This window comes from Alphaproteobacteria bacterium, from assembly GCA_033344895.1.
Lineage (GTDB): Bacteria > Pseudomonadota > Alphaproteobacteria > UBA8366 > Aestuariispiraceae > Pacificispira.
The window spans coordinates 1,791,071-1,808,515 of the sequence record JAWPMN010000001.1; the positions used below are offsets into that span (position 1 = coordinate 1,791,071).

Annotated in this window: 18 protein-coding genes; 11 read left to right on the plus strand and 7 right to left on the minus strand. The window is 65.0% G+C overall.

Translation table 11 applies throughout. The features are described from left to right. Window positions 1-17: 17 nt before the first annotated feature. Window positions 18-1,580, minus strand: coding sequence for a sulfatase-like hydrolase/transferase (locus tag R8L07_08810; protein ID MDW3205634.1), 1,563 nt, complete (start codon window positions 1,578-1,580; stop codon window positions 18-20). A gap of 144 nt (window positions 1,581-1,724) precedes the next feature. Continuing rightward, window positions 1,725-1,925, minus strand: a complete 201-nt coding sequence (locus R8L07_08815; protein MDW3205635.1) for a hypothetical protein — start codon at window positions 1,923-1,925, stop codon at window positions 1,725-1,727. A gap of 183 nt (window positions 1,926-2,108) precedes the next feature. Here R8L07_08815 and R8L07_08820 point away from each other — a divergent pair, with 183 nt between their 5' ends. Continuing rightward, complete coding sequence (locus R8L07_08820) at window positions 2,109-2,627, plus strand: hypothetical protein (GenBank protein ID MDW3205636.1); 519 nt, start codon at window positions 2,109-2,111, stop codon at window positions 2,625-2,627. A 156-nt stretch (window positions 2,628-2,783) separates the two neighbouring features. Continuing rightward, complete coding sequence (gene phbB, locus R8L07_08825; protein MDW3205637.1) at window positions 2,784-3,506, plus strand: acetoacetyl-CoA reductase; 723 nt, start codon at window positions 2,784-2,786, stop codon at window positions 3,504-3,506. A 109-nt stretch (window positions 3,507-3,615) separates the two neighbouring features. Here the strand turns inward: phbB and R8L07_08830 are convergent, their stop codons facing one another. The 3 genes from R8L07_08830 to R8L07_08840 form a co-directional block, all read right to left on the minus strand. Beyond that, complete coding sequence (locus R8L07_08830; protein ID MDW3205638.1) at window positions 3,616-5,388, minus strand: sensor histidine kinase; 1,773 nt, start codon at window positions 5,386-5,388, stop codon at window positions 3,616-3,618. Beyond that, on the minus strand, window positions 5,385-6,092 hold the full coding sequence (locus R8L07_08835; protein MDW3205639.1) for a response regulator transcription factor: 708 nt from the start codon (window positions 6,090-6,092) through the stop codon (window positions 5,385-5,387). The genes R8L07_08830 and R8L07_08835 overlap by 4 nt, the downstream gene beginning before the upstream one ends. Window positions 6,093-6,279: 187 nt before the next feature. After that, window positions 6,280-6,855, minus strand: coding sequence for an RNA methyltransferase (locus R8L07_08840; protein ID MDW3205640.1), 576 nt, complete (start codon window positions 6,853-6,855; stop codon window positions 6,280-6,282). 109 nt (window positions 6,856-6,964) lie between these two features. Between R8L07_08840 and R8L07_08845 the strand changes: the two genes are divergently transcribed. Together R8L07_08845 and R8L07_08850 are read left to right on the plus strand one after the other, a co-directional pair. After that, window positions 6,965-8,008, plus strand: coding sequence for an asparaginase (locus R8L07_08845; GenBank protein MDW3205641.1), 1,044 nt, complete (start codon window positions 6,965-6,967; stop codon window positions 8,006-8,008). A gap of 1 nt (window position 8,009) precedes the next feature. Next, on the plus strand, window positions 8,010-9,269 hold the full coding sequence (locus tag R8L07_08850; protein ID MDW3205642.1) for a class I SAM-dependent methyltransferase: 1,260 nt from the start codon (window positions 8,010-8,012) through the stop codon (window positions 9,267-9,269). Between the two features lie 235 nt (window positions 9,270-9,504). Here the strand turns inward: R8L07_08850 and R8L07_08855 are convergent, their stop codons facing one another. Continuing rightward, on the minus strand, window positions 9,505-9,762 hold the full coding sequence (locus R8L07_08855) for a DUF1127 domain-containing protein (GenBank protein ID MDW3205643.1): 258 nt from the start codon (window positions 9,760-9,762) through the stop codon (window positions 9,505-9,507). A 194-nt stretch (window positions 9,763-9,956) separates the two neighbouring features. Here R8L07_08855 and R8L07_08860 point away from each other — a divergent pair, with 194 nt between their 5' ends. The 4 genes from R8L07_08860 to R8L07_08875 all read left to right on the plus strand — a co-directional run bounded on the left by R8L07_08860 (window position 9,957) and on the right by R8L07_08875 (window position 13,340). After that, window positions 9,957-10,847 (plus strand): transcriptional regulator GcvA, encoded by an 891-nt coding sequence (locus R8L07_08860; GenBank protein ID MDW3205644.1) that lies wholly within the window; start codon window positions 9,957-9,959, stop codon window positions 10,845-10,847. A 93-nt stretch (window positions 10,848-10,940) separates the two neighbouring features. After that, on the plus strand, window positions 10,941-11,705 hold the full coding sequence (gene pyrF, locus R8L07_08865) for an orotidine-5'-phosphate decarboxylase (GenBank protein ID MDW3205645.1): 765 nt from the start codon (window positions 10,941-10,943) through the stop codon (window positions 11,703-11,705). Beyond that, complete coding sequence (locus R8L07_08870; protein ID MDW3205646.1) at window positions 11,686-12,486, plus strand: hypothetical protein; 801 nt, start codon at window positions 11,686-11,688, stop codon at window positions 12,484-12,486. Before pyrF ends, R8L07_08870 begins: the two co-directional genes overlap by 20 nt. Before the next feature lie 212 nt (window positions 12,487-12,698). After that, a complete protein-coding gene (locus tag R8L07_08875) occupies window positions 12,699-13,340 on the plus strand; it encodes a phosphoribosylanthranilate isomerase (GenBank protein MDW3205647.1) in 642 nt (213 codons plus the stop codon). 174 nt (window positions 13,341-13,514) lie between these two features. Here R8L07_08875 and R8L07_08880 read toward each other — a convergent pair whose 3' ends face one another. Further along, window positions 13,515-14,429, minus strand: a complete 915-nt coding sequence (locus R8L07_08880; GenBank protein MDW3205648.1) for a LysR family transcriptional regulator — start codon at window positions 14,427-14,429, stop codon at window positions 13,515-13,517. A 284-nt stretch (window positions 14,430-14,713) separates the two neighbouring features. Here R8L07_08880 and R8L07_08885 point away from each other — a divergent pair, with 284 nt between their 5' ends. The 3 genes from R8L07_08885 (at window position 14,714) to R8L07_08895 (ending at window position 17,436) form a co-directional block, all read left to right on the plus strand. Then, complete coding sequence (locus R8L07_08885; GenBank protein ID MDW3205649.1) at window positions 14,714-14,911, plus strand: hypothetical protein; 198 nt, start codon at window positions 14,714-14,716, stop codon at window positions 14,909-14,911. A gap of 228 nt (window positions 14,912-15,139) precedes the next feature. Further along, on the plus strand, window positions 15,140-16,771 hold the full coding sequence (locus R8L07_08890) for a L,D-transpeptidase family protein (GenBank protein MDW3205650.1): 1,632 nt from the start codon (window positions 15,140-15,142) through the stop codon (window positions 16,769-16,771). 92 nt (window positions 16,772-16,863) lie between these two features. Continuing rightward, complete coding sequence (locus tag R8L07_08895; GenBank protein ID MDW3205651.1) at window positions 16,864-17,436, plus strand: DUF882 domain-containing protein; 573 nt, start codon at window positions 16,864-16,866, stop codon at window positions 17,434-17,436. Window positions 17,437-17,445 lie beyond the last annotated feature (9 nt).

Here is a 17,445-nt window from a genome sequence, read left to right on the forward strand (position 1 = left end):
ACGGCGGGGAAGCAAAGTCACCAGACACCCATCTTGATGCGGCCGCCAAAGGTGTAATCGGCGGTTTCGGCCTCGACCTCGGCGGCGGTGAAACTGGTCCGTGTCAGGCGCTGTGCAAAGTGGTCGAACAACAGATCGCGCATCTCCCGAACGGTCTCCGCATGGTTCGGGTCGCGGCCCAGATCGTGAAGTTCCTGCGGATCGTCGACCATATCGTAAAGCTGCGGCGGCAGGTCGAGCCAATGGACGTATTTCCAGCGCGGCCCGCGCAGCATCCAGCCCCGCGCCCGCCTCGCCGCGATGCCCAGCGCCTTTCGGGCCTCCCGCGTTGCGTAGTCCAGCTCGCAGCAGGCGGCCGTGCGCCAGTGGGCCGGTGCCTCCCCCTTCAGGAAGGGCATCAGGGAATATCCATCCAGCATCTGGATGTCGTCCGGGTCGCCGCCCAGCGCGTCCAGGAAGGTCGGAACCAGATCGATTCCCTCTACCGGCGCGTCGGAAACCTGATCGCCCGGCAGATCGGGATGGACGATGAAGAAGGGAATCCGGGCGGAGACATCGTGGAACAGCTGCTTCTCGCCCAGCCCGTAATCGCCCAGATAATCGCCGTGATCGCTGACGAAGGCGATCAGGGTGTCGTCCAGCCGTCCGCGATCCGCCAGAAAGGCCGTCAGGCGGCCGATATGGTCGTCCAGTTCCCGGATCAGGCCCAGATAGGTCGGGATCACGCGCTCGCGGGCGCCGTCACGTCGGAAACCGACACTTTCCGTATGATCCAGAAAGGCGCGGTAGACCGGATGCGGGTCGTCCGCGACTGGCGGGGCCGGCCAGACGCTGTCCGGCCCGAACAGTCCGCAATAGGGTTTCGGCGCGATATACGGCCAGTGCGGCTTGATATAGCTGAGATGCAGGCACCAGGGCGCATCGCCCTGTTCGTCGATGAAGGCCATAGCCCGGTCGGTGGTCCAGGCGGTCTCGGAATCCTCCGGCGCGACGCGGGCCGGCTTGTCGGCGTGGCGCAGATACCAGCCGGACAGGATCTCGCCCTCCGGCCCCAATGCGCTGTTCGCATGGTCGTGCCAGGGATTGTCGCCGTCATAGCCCTTCTGACGCAGATAGGCATTGTAGCCCTTGTTCGGCGGCTTATCCAATGGGTGGAGCCCGTCGTCGCGGGCAAAGGGTTCGAAGCCGCACTCCGCCGCCAGCACGCCCTGATCGGAAATGTCGGACAGGCCCATCCGCATCATGCCCTCGCGGTCGGCCTTCATATGGGTCTTGCCGGCCAGGGCCGTGCGCAGGCCCAGCTTCCGCATCCGGTCGCCGAGCGTCACCGTGCCGACAGGCAGCGGCGCCTGATTGACGGTCGCGCCATGGGTAGAGGGATAGAGTCCGGTATAGAATCCCATGCGCGACGGCCCGCAGATGGGGGCCGGACAATAGGCCCGATCAAAGCGCGTTCCGCGCCGGGCCAGCGCTTCCAGATGCGGCGTTTCAAGCTTTGCGCCGGGCACGCCGATTCCCGCGCCCCAGGAATCGGCGCGCAACTGATCGGCCATGATGAATAGGATGTTCCGAACCGGCATGGCGCGAGATTAGTGCGGTTTTCTCCGGACGGAAAGGCGGGTTGGTCGAAACGGGAAAGGACGAACGCGGAGGACACAGAGCCGTTCCTGTTACTTTTCGCGTGCTCCTGCGAAGGCAGGAGCCTCGGTCGTTCTCTGTCGGGTTCAGCCCTGGCGGAAAAGGGTGCGGAAAACGGCCTTAACCGCCCGTACAGGGGCAAGCCTGGAAGCATCGGCCTCGATTTCGCCGAACGCGTCCTCGACCCAATCCACGGCGGCCTGGACCTCGCCTTCGATATCGGCCATGGCGACGGCGAAATCGCGCCCGTCAAAGTCGCTGTAATCCAAGCGGTTGGCGTCGATCATGGTGTTCAATCCTTCGCTTCGGTCCCACATGGGGTGCAGGGCATGGGATTAACAGTCTTGTGTTACGAAACGGCGTCCCTTTGCTGACTCTTCGGCGACGTCTTCGGATCGAACGCACCCCCTTTTACCGTCCCGCCGCCTGACGTAGGCTGCAGGGAAACCCTTGGCGAGAAAGAGGTTCCGATGGCCGACCTGACACTCGATGTCTGGCAGTTCGTCCGCCTGATGGTGGGCATGGAAGACACGCTGAACGCCCATGGCGGCGGCCGCGGGTCGGATTTGAAGAAGCTTTACGACAAGTGGGAGGATCTCTGGGTCGATCTGGATGCAAGACTGATCGACCTCGGCAAGCACGACATGGATGCCTTCGCCGATCTGATGATGGATCAGGAAGTCGTGCTGGAGGAGATCACGCCCCGCGAGAAGGAGCTGGTTGCCCAGGAGTTGGAAAAGGTATTGCGTCAGATCAAGGCGCGCCTGACCCAGACCGACGATCCTGGTGAGGTCGAGGATTTGAGTTTCGAGCGTGACGAACTGGTGCTGACCATCCGCTCCCTGACGGGGAAGGCGCCGGCCCCTGGAAAGGGAGCGGCCGGCAAGGCGCCCGGTGCGAAGCGGGCCACCGGCAAATCCTTCGGGGGCAAATCGTTCGGCGGTCGGAAACCGGGCGGCAAAACGGGATCCGGAAAGCCGCAGCGGTGACGAAGCGCACCCGACCCGGTCGCATCCGGGGCCGGGATGTGGAAAAGTGGTGATGGCAACGCGTTTGATGTCGGGGAGGGCGCGACGCGGCGCCGGGAGCTAAGAGAGCGTTTTTAAGAAGCAACGGTACAAACAAGCCTCAGAAGGAGGAGTCTCATGAGCAGAGTGGCACTGGTTACGGGCGGCACACGCGGTATCGGCGCGGCGATATCGACCGGCTTGAAGGACGCGGGCTATACCGTCGCGGCGAATTACGGCGGGGATGATGCGCGCGCGAATGCCTTCAACAAGGAAACCGGCATCGCGGTCTACAAGTTCGATGTCTCGAATTTCGACGCCGTGCAGGCGGCGGTGAAGAAGATCGAGGCGGATCTGGGGCCGATCGAGGTTCTGGTGAACAATGCCGGGATCACGCGCGACGGCACCATGCACCGCATGTCGGCCGAACAATGGCAGGCGGTTCTCGATACCAATCTGGGATCCTGCTTCAACTGCTGCCGTGCCGTCATCGACGGCATGCGTGAGCGCAAATTCGGCCGCATCGTGAATATCGGCTCGGTCAATGGCCAGGCCGGTCAGTACGGTCAGGTAAACTATGCCGCTGCGAAGTCGGGCATCCACGGCTTCACCAAGGCGCTTGCCCAGGAAGGCGCGCGGGCCGGCATCACGGTCAACGCCATTGCGCCGGGCTATATCGACACCGACATGGTCCGCGCCGTGCCGGAGGAGGTTCTGGAAAAGATCGTCGCCCGCATCCCGGTCGGCCGTCTGGGTCATGCCGAGGAGATCGCCCGCGGCGTCAAGTTCCTGGTTGCCGACGATGCCGGCTTCATCACCGGCTCGACCCTGTCGATCAACGGTGGCCAGCACATGTATTAAGGCCGTCGGGCGCTTCCCTCATCCGGCGCTGCACCACCCTCTCCCCTTCGACGATGTCGCGGGGGGAGAGGGGCGGGGGAGAGGGGCGGGGGAGAGGGGATGAGGCGGGTCAAACCGCGGGCAGACGTACCACGAAGCGGGCGCCTTTCGGATTGCCGTCCGCGCCGGTGCGGTTTTCGGCATGGATGGCGCCGCCATGGGCCTCGACGATCTGCTTGCAGATCGACAGGCCCAGGCCCGAATGGGCGCCGAACTTCTCGTGCTGCGGGCGCTCGGAATAGAAGCGGCTGAAAATCTCCTCCAGCTTGGCGGGCGGGATTCCGGGGCCCTCGTCTTCGCAGGTCGCGACGATCCAGCCGCCTTCGCGGGCGATGGATACCGTTATGGTGCCGTCGCGCGGGCTGAAGCTTTCGGCGTTGCCGATCAGGTTCTGGAAGACCTGGACCAGCCGGCTTTCCATGCCGCCGACCCGGAACGGTCCGTCACTCAGGCGGGTGAACCGGACCACGGGTCCCTGACCCCTGGCGTCCGGCACGTCCTCGCCGCGCGCGGTGCGGTGCATGCCGACCAGCATCTCCAGCATCTCGGCGAGGTTGATTTCCTCGGTCTGGACCCGGCCCAGCTCGGCATCCAGGCGCGACGCGTCGGAAATATCGGTAATCAGCCGGTCCAGGCGCTCCACATCCTCCTTCACGATGCGCAGCAATTCGCGCTGATGGTCGGGGTCCTTGACCCGCTGCACCGTCTCGATCGCGCTTTTCAGGGAGGTCAGCGGATTCTTGATCTCATGGCTGACATCGGCGGCAAATCGTTCGATTGCCGTGATCCGCATGGTCAGGGCCGAGGTCATCTCCCGCAGCACCGCCGACAGATCGCCGATCTCGTCCCGCCGTCCGGTGAGGTCCGGAATGGTGTCCGGATCGCGGCCGACGGAATGGCGTACCTTCTCCGCGGCCTCCGCCAGCCGGTGCAGCGGCCGGGCGATGGTGCTGGCGAAATACAACGACACCAGGGTCGTGATGACCAGCGCGCCGGCAAACACCGCCAGGATGGTCAGCCGGACATCGCGCATCGCCTCGTCAATTCGCGCGCCGTCGCGGGACAGCATCAGGCTGCCGAAGACATGGACGTAGCGCTGAACCGGCAGGGCGACGGTCAGGACCAGATTGCGATCTTCGGTACGGCGCACAGCGTAGGCGCTTTCACCCTGCAGGGCGCGGACGGATTCCGGATAATCGGTGACGGTCGGGTTCAGATGGTCGCGATAGAGCGGATAATCCCGGTTCTCGATCCAGTGCGACAGGCTGTCCAGCCAGGACAGGACGGGGTTCACCACGGGTTCGATCGGGTCGTCGGAAATCGGGTCATCCAGTTCCTCGACCAGAATCTGCTGGCCGGTCGACCCAAGCTGACGGCTGTCGACGGCCAGGGACCCGTCGGCCAGGAAGAATCGGGCACGGACCTCGCTGGCAGCCGACAGGCGGCGAACCAGATCGCGCGCCGGGACGATGTTCAGGACCTCCTGACCGTTGTCCAGCAGGCCGATCGCCCCTTCGCCCAGCGCGCCAGAGAAGATTTCCCCCTGTTCGCGCAGCGCGTCGATTTCCTGCGCGATCAGGCTTTCGCGATACGGCCCCAGATACAGCATCCCGACAACGGGGATCAGCAGGGCCAGCAGGTTCACGACCAGGATCTTGCGGGTCAGCGGCGACAGTCGCTGACGCCGCCGCAGGCGCCGGACCGCCCGGGAACGACGCTTGTCGGCACGTTTCCCATCGCGCGCCGCCTGCTTTTCGGCACGGATTTCATCCTCGCGGGAAACGGGTCTCTCGGCGGTGAGGCTGCCCAAGTCGGTCGCCCTTTGCTGGCTGTACGGGGTCAATCCTCGTCCTTGTAGCGGTAGCCGACGCCGTAAAGCGTTTCAATCTTGTCGAATTCTCCGTCCGCCGCGCGCAGCTTCTTGCGCAGGCGCTTGATGTGGCTGTCGATGGTGCGATCATCGACATAGATATTCTCGCCATAGGCGGCATCCATCAGCTGGTCGCGGTTCTTCACATGGCCGGGACGCTGCGCCAGCGCCTTCAGCAGCAGGAACTCCGTCACCGTCAGCTTCACCGGCTCGCCTTTCCAGGTGCACAGATGGCGGTCGCCATCCATCACCAGTTCGCCGCGGGTGAAGGCGCCCTGGGACTTGCTGCCGCCCTCGGCGGTGCGCTGTTCCAGTTCCGCCCGGCGCAAAAGCGCGCGAATGCGTTCGATCAGCAGGCGTTGGGAAAACGGTTTCTTGATGTAATCGTCCGCGCCCATGCGCAGGCCCAGCAGTTCGTCGACCTCGTCATCCTTGGATGTCAGGAAGATCACCGGCAGCTCCGACGACTGGCGCAGCTTCTGCAGCAGTTCCATGCCGTCCATGCGCGGCATCTTGATGTCCAGCACCGCCAGGTCCACCGGCCGCGTCGTCAGGCCGCGCAGCGCGGTCTCGCCGTCGGTATAGGTGGTGACCTTGAATCCTTCCGCCTCCAGGGCGATCGAAACGGAGGTCAGAATATTCCGGTCGTCATCGACCAGGGCGATCTGCTGGGACATCGGCTCTTCCTCGTTCACCGCGATAATCAGGGGCCCGTTGCCGGGGTCCGTTTCCGGTAGCCGTCTGGGAAACCGGTGTCGGACGCTGTCCCTTACACCGTCGCAACAGGGCGGAATTAAGGCAAGGGCGCGGCAGTTATTGGAAAATACTTGTCATAATTCGCCGATGATTCAACCGGCGAAAGGGCTATTCTGCGGCTTTCGGGTCCGGATCGTCCACCGGCACCTGCTCGGTCCGGAACCGCTGCTTTCCGTGAATATGGGGCGCCAGCGCGGCATGCGGGCCGCCGGCCTTGACCGGCCGTTCGGCGAAACGTCCGCGGCTGATCATCCGGTCATAGAGGGTGATCGCCCCCGCGATCCCGACATTGATGCAGAAGGCCATCGGGATTTTCACCACGAAGTCGCAGCGGCCGACCATTTCGTCCGACAGGGATCCGCGCTCCGGCCCCAGAATGTAGGCGGCGCGGTCCGGATGGCGGAAGGACGGCAGTTCCACCGCATCCTCGGTCAGTTCCACCCCGACCAGCTGGCAGCCCTTCGGCAGCGCGATCTCACCGGCGGATTCCCACTGGTAATAGGGGACCTGGTTCGCCGTGCCCGACGTGTCGGACTTGTTCAGCCCGCGCATGTTCACATAGGGCGATACGGCGAAGACGAAACTGGCGCCGAAGGCATGGGCGGTGCGCAGCAGGCTGCCCGCATTCATGGGTTTCGAGATGCCTTCGACCCCCAGGCCGAAATATCCGCGTGTCTGCGCCATGACGCCGTTCCGTGACTTTGTGTGAACCGGATCGCGGCCTTCTTGCACAAAGCGTCCGGGCAAGGCAAGTTTCCGGCCCCCAAGCACATGGAACAGAAAGCCTCGCGCGATGCCCGACGACGCCATTACCCTATCCGGCAGCAATGCCAATCCGCTGACCGTCGAAGTCACCCGCAACGGCGTGGTGGAAAGCCGCCATCGCGGCAGCGCGGCTGTGGTCGACGTGGCCGGAAAGCTGCAGGCCGCCTGGGGTGAAATCGCCCGGCCGACCTATCCGCGTTCCGCCATCAAGGCGATCCAGGCCCTGCCGATGGTCGAAACCGGCGCGGCCGACGCCTTCGGCTTCACCGATGCCGAAGTCGCGCTGGCCTGCGCCTCCCATAACGGCGAAAAGGGCCACACTGACGGCACGGCATCGATGCTGTCCAAGATGGGCCTGTCCGAGGAAGATCTGGAATGCGGGTCGCACTGGCCGTATCGGGAGGCCGACGCCCATGCTTTGGCGCGGGCGGCGGTGGAGCCGAACCAGCTGCACAACAATTGTTCGGGCAAGCATGCGGGCATGCTGGCGCTGGCCAAGCAGCTCGGCGTGCCGACCAAAGGCTACACCGATCAGACCCATCCGGTGCAGCAGCGCATCATGGGCGCGATGGAACAGATGTGCGGCACCGATCTGTCCGGCGTGCAGCCCGGAATCGATGGCTGTTCCGCGCCGAACTGGCCGATTCCTCTGGAAAACCTGGCCTATGGCTTTGCCCGCGTGGCCGATCCGAAGGACCTGCCGGAGGAGCGCGCCAAGGCGGTACGCCGCATCACCTCCTCGGTCATGGCACATCCCTTCATGGTCGCGGGGACGGACCGGTTCTGTACCGAGGTCATGAAGATCCTGGGCACGCGCGCCTTCATCAAGACCGGGGCCGAGGGCGTGTTCTGCGCCGCGCTGCCGGAATACGGGCTGGGCGTCGCGTTGAAATGCGATGACGGCGCAACCCGGGGGGCGGAAACCATGATGGCCGCGCTGCTGCGTGAAATCGGCGTCATCGAGGACGAGCACATGGAGGCCATGGCCCCGTGGCTCAATCCGAAGCTCAGAAACCGCATGGAAACCGTCGTCGGCGATATCCGCCCGGCCGAGACCTGGCTGGCCTTCTGAGATGTCGGGCGATCCGGTCCGGGCCCAGTACGAGGTCTATCCCTATCCGGCCCGCGATCCGAGGGACGAGGCGAAACGCCTGATCACCGGCTCACCCAGCCAGTTGCGGGAACTGACCCATTGGCTGTTCGCCGGGCGCCTGCCCCAGGGTAAGGCCGCGGGAGAATCCCGGGATCGGCCCTTTCGGGTTCTGGTCGCCGGCGGCGGCAGTGGCGACGCGCTGACCATGCTGGCGCAGCAGACGGCCGATGCCGGCATCGTCGCCGACATCCACTATGTCGACCTGTCGGAGGCAACCCGCAAGGTCGCCGAGGCGCGGATCGCGGCGCGCGGCCTGACCGATCGGGTAACCTTCCGGACGGGGTCGCTGCTGGACGCCGCGGAATGGGGGCCGTTCGATTACATCGATTGCTGCGGCGTCCTGCATCATCTGCCGGTGCCGCAGGACGGGTTCCGGGCGCTGGCCGATGCGCTGGCGCCACAGGGCGGCATGGGCATCATGGTCTATGGCGAGACCGGCCGGACCGGCGTCTACGAGACCCAGGCGGCGCTGCGCCTTCTGGCGAGGGACGACGAGACCCCGGAAAGAAAGGTCGCGCTGGCGAAGCGCTATCTGAATGCCTTGCCCGCCAGCAACCGGCTGGTGCGCAATCCGCTGGTGCGCGATCACAAGACGGGGGGCGATGCGGGGCTGTACGACCTGCTGCTGCATTCGACCGACCGCGCCTATACCGTACCGCAACTGGAGGCGGAGATCGCGGCGGCGGGGCTGCGCACCGTGACCTATATCGATCCCGCCCGCTATGCGCCGGAAACCTATACCCGTGAACAGGATCTGCGGAGCCGTGCGGCTGCCATGACGCCGGACGACCGGGCGGCGCTGGCCGAGGCCATGGCCGGAAACATGCCTGTCCATATCGCCTATCTGACCCGGGCCGACCGGTCGGACGATCCGGTGGCCCGGATCGTGCCGGAGGCGGTGCCTGTTTTCCGGGACGCGGAAACCGAAGCCGAGTTCCGGGCGATGCCGCCGGGGGCACCGTCGCTGCCGGTATCCGTCGACGGCCTCGACCTCGCCCTGCCGCTGCCGCGCGATGCCAAGCCGATCCTGGATCGGATCGACGGGGTGCGCAGTCTGGAGCAGATTCGCGCGGACCTGCCTGCCCAGCCCGACTGGCAGCGGTTCGAAAAAAGCTTTTCCCAGCTTTTCGCCGCCCTGAACGGCTTTTCCCGCCTTTTCCTGACCCGGCCGTCCGCCTAGGCGTGTTCCTGCGAAAGCAGGAGCCTTCGAGGGTTCGGCACCGTGCCTGGACGAGGAAGGTTCCTGCTTCCGCAGGAACACGGCCTTTGGGTTGTCCGTCATTCGCGCGAAGGCGGGAAGCCAGGGCGGTCGGCACGGTCTGTGCGACCAAGCCCCGGTCCCAAGACGCCAAAAAGCCCCCGGGCGATTGCTCGGGGGCTTCGGCGCTGATCCAGGTTTGGGGGTGCGTGGGGACTTACGCGACCCAGATCGGCTTTTTCGCTTCCTTGTCGGCTTCGGCGCGGTTCAGGCCGATATCCGTCAGGAGGTGGTCTTCCATCTCAGCCAGGCGGCGGCGCTGTTCGGCGCGCGCCTGGTATTGCGCCAGGGTCGCGATCGGGTTGATCGCAATCGAGCGCAGGCCTTCCAGGGCCGCATCCGTCGCTTCGACCAGAAGATAAGCCAGCGGCGCAAACGGGCTGCCGGCCCCGTACATTTGCTGCGTGTTCGCCATTGTCTTTCTCCTATAGCAAACTGCCGTTCACAGATGACACGACCGGATGTCACAAAGGTGTAGTTTATCCGAAAGTCTTGTTCATCCCGGGCACCGTTGCCCGACAGGGGGAGAAATAGGGGGGTTCCGTTTTCGGCACAACGGATATATTTTCATTTATCGAATTAAGAAAATTTATCCGAATGGAGCCTGTCGTGAGCACCCGCCTGCCCCCTCTGAAACCGCTGCCCGCCTTTGAGGCCGCCGCGCGGCTGCTGTCCTTCACGGAGGCGGCCGAAGAACTTTATGTGACCCAGGCCGCGATCAGCCATCAGATCAAGCAGCTTGAGGAGGCCATGGGGGTGCGGCTGTTCCGCCGATTGAACCGCGCGCTTCTGCTGACGGAGGAAGGGCAGGCCTTTGCCGGCACCGTGCGTCAGGCCCTGCATCTGATTGCCGATGGGGTCGACCGGGCGAAACGGCAGGATGAATCCGGCCCGTTGAATGTCAGTTGCCTGCCGTCCTTCGCCTCGGCCTGGCTGGTGCCGCGCCTCGCCCGATTCCGGGCCGATCATCCGGAAATCGACATCCGGCTGTCCGCCGATTACGAACTGACGGATTTCGATGCGGAAGACATCGACCTGGCGATCCGCTGGGGCACCGGCGGCTATAACGACCTGCACGAAGTCCGCCTGATGACGGAAGAAGTCTTCCCCGTCTGCAGTCCCCGCCTGCTTGAGGACCCGGAGAAGCCGCTGGAAAAGCCGGAGGATCTGGCCCAGCACACCCTGCTGCATGACGACATCCGCACCGACTGGCGGGTCTGGCTGAAGGCGGCGGGTGTGACCGGGGTCAATCCGGACAAGGGTCCGCGCTACAATTTCTCCAACCTGGTCCTTCAGGCCGCGATCGCGGGGGAGGGGGTGGCGCTGGGCCGCAGTGCCATCGCTCATGACGCGCTGGAGCAGGGCTTGTTGGTCAAGCCCTTCGATTTCTCCCTGCCCAGCGACTTCGCCTACTGGATCGTCTGTCCCCAGGACCGCGCCGACCGTCCGAAGATCCGTGCGTTTTCCGACTGGCTGCTGAAGGAGGCGGAAATCGGCTGATCGTCGAGGTTTTCTTCGCGGCTGGAGATTGCCGCCGAAGCGGTGTATGACGCCCCCGCCGACACACACAGAGGAGACCCGCCGATGACCCGGATGACCACGCCAGTCAAACCGAAGGACAGGGTTCTCGTCGCCCTCGACACGCCGGATACGGACAAGGCCGTCGCCCTGTCCCGGCAGCTCGCGGGTCATGTCGGCGGGATCAAGCTGGGGCTGGAATTCTTCAATGCTGCCGGGCCGGACGGGGTCCGCAAGGTGGTGCGCGCCGGGCCGGAGGAAACACCGCGGGGCGCTGCGCCGGTGCAGCAGCGGCTGTTCCTCGATCTGAAATTCCACGACATTCCGAACACGGTGGCGGGCGCGGTACGCTCCGTCATGCCGCTGGGCCCGGCGATCCTGAATGTCCATGCCGGCGGCGGCCCGGCGATGATGAAGGCCGCGCTGGACGCCGCCAATTTCGAGGCCGAACAGCTCGGCACCGTGCGGCCTATGCTGATCGCCGTGACCGTGCTGACCAGCCTGGACGATGCCGACCTCGCCGCCGTGGGGCAGGCCGGCCCGTCCGGCGATCAGGCCGTGCGCCTGGCCGCCCTGGCGCGGAAGGCCGGGCTCGACGGCGTCGTCTGCTCATCGAAGGAAATCGCCGCCATCCGCGCCGAATGCGGTCCGGATTTCAAACTGATCGTCCCGGGCATCCGCCCCGCCGGCGCCGCGCTGGGTGACCAGAAGCGGGTGATGACCCCGTCCCAGGCCATCGCCGAAGGCGCCGACTTCATCGTCATCGGCCGCCCCATCACCGCCGCCGAAGACCCCGCCGCCGCCGCCAAGGCCATCGCGGATGAGCTGGGTGGGGCGTAACGCGGAACTTCATGGCGCGGTCTCCGCGCTGTTTGCCGCCATCTTCTGTGCAATCGCCCTCACCTTCGTCGGGTGGGGGCAGGCGATCTTTGGAACGCAGGACGGGCGCGGGTGGCTGCATAGCACCGGGTGGACGACGCTGGCCTTCCATGACGTACCGGAATGGATATGGCCGCTACTGCAGGAGGTTTCCTACGCTGCCGCGGTCGTGACGGTGCTCGGCCTTATGGCAGGATCGGGCCGGCGAGTCTCGCCTGTGCCGTTTCTGGCCACCGCGGCGGCCGCGTTCGTGTGCTACTCCGCCGTCCATTTCATTCTATGGAACTTTGGATTCAGGATCGTGATGAAGCTGTCGACGGACAGCTATCTCTGGATCGAACCCGTGTTCTATCTTGTATTGGCCGGGGCCAAGCTTCTGACGCTGGCAACGCTCTGGCGATCGGTGCGGGATGGGTGCTTCGTGTGGCCTTACGGCGGGGTGACGGTTGTTGAACGAGATCCCATGCCTTTTGTCTGGCTAGTGTTTGGGACAGTCCTCGTCGCCTGGTTCACGGCATTCCGGAGTCCGCTCTTCCTGGTCGATCCTCATTGGCACTATGATCTTTTCCGCGGCGTCGTTGAGCCTATCGACTTGTTCCGGCCTGGCCGGGATCTCGCACGGATCCTGCTGGAAAACACATGGCTGATGGGTGTGCTGTGGCTGTCGGTTCTGCTGTTCCGTCGATCTGACCAAAATGACAACCGCCAAGGCCGCGAAGAAGACGCCAAGGGGCTTTTCTGAACGCAGAGGTCGCTGAAGAGACGCAGAGGTCGCGGAGCGAAACCTGATACGGTGGGTTCCGGGCCGATCCTCATGCCAAACCCTACTCCGCGTTCTCTGCGATCCCTCCGCGCCCTCTGCGTTAAACCGACTTGGCGTTCTTTGCGCCTGCTTCGCGCCCTTCGCGGTTGTCCTGCTTGCGGCGCGCGGCATCCCGCTCTATCTATCCGGCCATGGCAGTCGATGCGAAAATATGCGGGATTACCGATCCCCAGGCGATGGAAGCCGCCGTGCGGTACGGCGCGGCGCTGATCGGGCTTGTGTTCTTTCCGCCCAGCCCGCGCGCGGTATCCGTCGACGAGGCGGCGATGCTGGCCTCGCGGGTGCCGGGTCGCGTGGCGCGTGTCGGCCTGTTTGTCGATCCGGATGACGAGTTGATCGATCAGGTCCTGGCCCGGGTGCCGCTGGACGCGATCCAGCTGCATGGCGACGAGCCGGTGGACCGCTGTGCCGGGCTGAAGGCGCGTACCGGCCGCGAAGTGCACAAGGCGATCAAGGTGCGCGATGCCGAGGATCTGGTCGCTGCCGATCGCTATGCAAAGGTCTGCGACCGGCTGCTGTTCGATGCCAAGCCGCCGGCGGATGCGACCCGTCCGGGCGGCAATGCCGAGACCTTCGACTGGACGGTGCTGGAAGGGCGCAGCTGGCCCGTGCCGTGGCTGCTGGCCGGCGGGCTGACCCCGGACAATGTGAAATCCGCGATCCGCATGACCGGCTGTCCCGGCGTCGACGCGTCGTCGGGCCTGGAAAGTGCGCCGGGCAAGAAGGATCCGGCGAAGATCGCCGCCTTCCTCAATGCGGTGCGCGCGGCCTGAGATTTCCGGAATTCGGACAGAGGTTGATTCACGTCAATGCCGGGGGCCTTGGCGCGGCCTAGTCTTGCCCCATCGCTCTGCGGAGCGGTGAAGCGTTCGACCGGGCCTATCCCGGAAGACACTTCTATCCCATCCCAACTTTCAACCCCGCGCCGTCGGGCGGCCGGGATCGCTTCAGGTCAGGGACTCCCAGGGCGGCACGGGGTTGAATTTTTCCACCAGGAAGTCGACGAAGGCCCGCACCTTGGGCGACAGGTGCCGGCGCGTCGGGTAGACCGCGTTGATCGGCACTTCGACGTCGCGATAGAATGGCGTCAGGATACGCACCAGCTTGCCTTCCTTTACCTCTGGCGCGACCAGGAATTCGGCCAGCCGCGCGATGCCCAGCCCGGCCAGCACCATCTCGTGGATCGTTTCCCCGTTATTGGCGGTGAAGTTGCCCTCGGCCTTGACCGGAAACTCGGTGCCGTCGGGCAGGCGGAAGATCCATTCGTTCAGATGAATCGCGGTGGCGAAGGCAAGGCGGTTGTGCTCCGTCAGTTCCGAGGGATGCTTGGGCTCGCCCTTGCGCTCCAGATAGGCGGGAGAGCAGCAGATCGCCCGGCGGCTGACCGCGAGCTGGCGCGCAACCATGGAGGAATCCTGCAGCTTGCCGAAACGGATCGCCACATCCTGGCCTTCCTCGACCAGATCGGCCAGCGCGTCGGTCAGCGTCATTTCGACATTGACCTCCGGATAGCGTTCCAGGAACTCCGGGATCAGCGGGCTGATCTGGTGCTTGCCGAAGGCGACGCCGCAATTGACGCGCAGGGTTCCGCGCGGCGCGCTGTGGCGCTGGCTGACGGCCAGTTCGGCCTCTTCCATATCGGTCAGGATGCGCACACAGCGCTGATAGAAGGCGTCGCCTTCCTCCGTTGCCGACAATTGCCGTGTGGTCCGGTTCAGCAGACGCACGCCCAGCCGGTCTTCCAGCCGCCCGATCTGTTTGCTGACCGCCGACGGCGTCAGTTTCAGCGCCCGTGCGGCACTGGAGAAGCTTCCCTCTTCCACCACTTTGGTGAAGACGGCCATTTCACCCGCTCTGTCCATTTTCCTGCGACGCTCCCCCGAAAGGCCGTTAGCGCCAGACGGGCGTTTTCGCCTCGCCGGACCGGCAACTCCCTGATTTGTGTCCGTTGCGTTACGGATCGGTTTATATACGGTCCGACCTATGCCGTCAAAGAATAGATGCTTGGACCATCCACCAGATTAAAAAAGATCGCGCGACTTGTTAAGTTTTTTACCACGGCGGAACAAACGCCATACCCAGACACCCGCAATCCGATCCTGATGGATCGAAGGGCGGGCGCAGACCCAAGGAAAGGATCTTCGTTATGAGCGAGACCGAAGCCCTGTTGCGCCGCCACCCGACCGATGCGGAAATCCGCGAAGGCCTGGTTCGTGCCGGCCGCGCGCGCAGCAAAGCCTTCCGCGATGCCGGCATTTCCGTCGCCGCGGCCTTCAAGGACCTGTTTACGGCGCGTCCGTATCTGACCCTGACGGGTCGTGCGCCGAACTGCGTGGCCTGCTGAAAGGCCCCGCGGTAGGAGACACCGTCGCGGCATTCGCCCCCTTCGCCCGGCATGAAGCTCGCCGGGCGGCCGCGACGGCCCATCCCCCCCGAAGTGCCGGTACACCGGCACTTCACCGCCCAGCGCCGGATCTCCCTGTACGACCGGCGCAAACTCGTGAGAGACTGATCCCGTATCATTCTGATACGGGGTCTTTTTTTTTGGGGGAAAGGGGCTGTGGAGGTCGGTATGGATCGTAGGCGGGTTCTCGGTGGCGGTGCGGCTCTGTTGGGCACGGCGATGGGCAGCGGATGGCTGAGCCGCAGCGGCAATGCGTCGAGCGGGCATGTCGATCCCGACCGGCTGGCGGACCTGCTGGTCGACGGCAGCGATCCGTTGATCCGTGCGGCGGTCAGCGATTATCTGCGGGATGGCGTGGCGCGGCATTATGCGCTGCGCAACTACGCGGCCTTCTGGTTCGGCAAGGACAGTCCGGACGGTCATGCAAGCGCCTTGCTGGCCGGCCTCGCCCATGCGGATACCGACGCGCTGGACCCAAGGGATTACGACCCGTCGCGCCTGCCCAACTGGGATGCCAGTCCGGAACACCGGGAACTGGCCTACAGCTTCTCCGCGGCGCGCTACGGCATCGATGTGCAGAGCGGCCGCGCCGATCCGAAGCGGGCCGAACCGGACCTGTTCGTCTATCCCCGCGACACGAAGCCGGAATCGGTGCTGCTGCGGCTGGGCCTCGCAGCCGACCCGCGGGAGGCACTGGCGACCATGGCGCCGAAATCGGCACGCTATCGTACGCTGAGGACCTCCTACGCCGCCTGGCGCGCCAAGGCCAGCGAGGAGCCGCCGCCAACTGTCGGCGAAGGACCGGCGATCAAGCCCGGGATGGAGGATGCGCGCCTGTCGGCCATCGCCGACCGGCTGACCTATCTGGGAATTCCGATCGACGGCGCGGTGGGCACGGTCTACGACACCGGCCTGCAGGCGGCGGTGGCCGCATTCCAGGGCCGCTTCGGGCTGGCCGCCGACGGGGTGGTCGGCAAGCAGACCCTGGCCACCCTGAATCGGGACGCGGCGGACTGGGCGCAGACCGCGGCCCTGAACATGGAGCGGCTGCGCTGGCTGCCGGATGATTTCGGCGCGCGCCATGTGCATGTGAACATCGCGGACTTCCATCTGGAATACTGGGAAGACGGGCAGCCGAATCTCGACATGGTGGTCGTGGTCGGACGCCCCTATCGCCGCACGCCGGTCTTCTCCGACCGCATCCGCTATATCGATTTCAGTCCGACCTGGACGGTACCACCGGGAATCCTGGTCAAGGACATGATCCCGAAGATCAAGAAGGACCCGACGGTCATCGAGAAATTCGGCTATCGTTTCTTCACCGGCGGCGACAGCCCGCGTGAAATCGATCCGGCGCAGATCGACTGGACCACCGTGGAGGCGCGGGGCTTCCCCTATCAGATCCAGCAGCGTCCGGGCGACGACAATGCGCTGGGCCGGGTCAAGTTCATGTTCCCGAACACCCACAATGTCTATCTGCACGACAGCCCGGCCAAGGAGCTTTATGCCCGGCCGGAAAGGGCCTTCAGTTCCGGCTGCATCCGGGTATCGAAGCCGGAGGCGCTGGCCCGGGCGTTGCTGCGCGACCAGCCGGACTGGACATCGGAACGCATTGCGGATGCCATGAACCGGGACAAGCCCGTGCGGGTGCTGCTGAAGGAGACGGTGCCGGTTCATCTGACCTATCTGACCGCCTGGGTACCGCCCGGCGCCGATCTGTCGGATCCGCTGTCGGAGGTGCGGTTCCGGCCGGATGTCTATGACCGCGACGGCATTCTGCGCACGGCGCTGGGCGCATAGCTGAGCGGCGACGCATGCGAATTTTACAGATTGCCCAGTGATCACATTCCGGGATATGGAGAGAGATCGCTGACAAACGGAGCGTGCGCTTCATGACATTCCTTGATCGACGCCGCTTCATCAGCGGCGCCGCTGGCCTGTTCGGTGCGGCGGCAACCGCCGGGACCTTCCCGGGAATCACGATGGGCACCGCGCATGCTGCGGCGCCGATCCGGCTTCCAGGGGTGGCCCGTCTCTCCTTCGTTCATCTTCATACCGGCGAAGAGCTGGCGCTGGCCTTCCGCAAGGATGGGGTCTACGACCCCGGCGCCCTGGATGCGCTGAACAACATCCTGCGTGACTGGCGCACGGGTGAGGCGGTGGAAATGGATGTCGGTCTGCTGGAGCTGCTGGTGCGCCTGCGCCAGAAGCTGGACAGCAAGGGCCCCTTCGAAATTGTCTCGGCCTATCGGGCGCCCGCGACCAATGCGGCCCTGGCCTCGAAGAGCGGCGGCGTGGCGAAGCGAAGCTATCACATGCGGGGCATGGCGGTGGACATTCGGGTCCCGAATATCCGGGCCGAACGGGTGTATCCGGTGGCGCGGGCGCTGCAGGCGGGCGGCGTCGGCCTGTACCGCAAGAACGATTTCGTCCATGTCGACACCGGCCCGGTCCGCACCTGGTAGGCGTCGGCA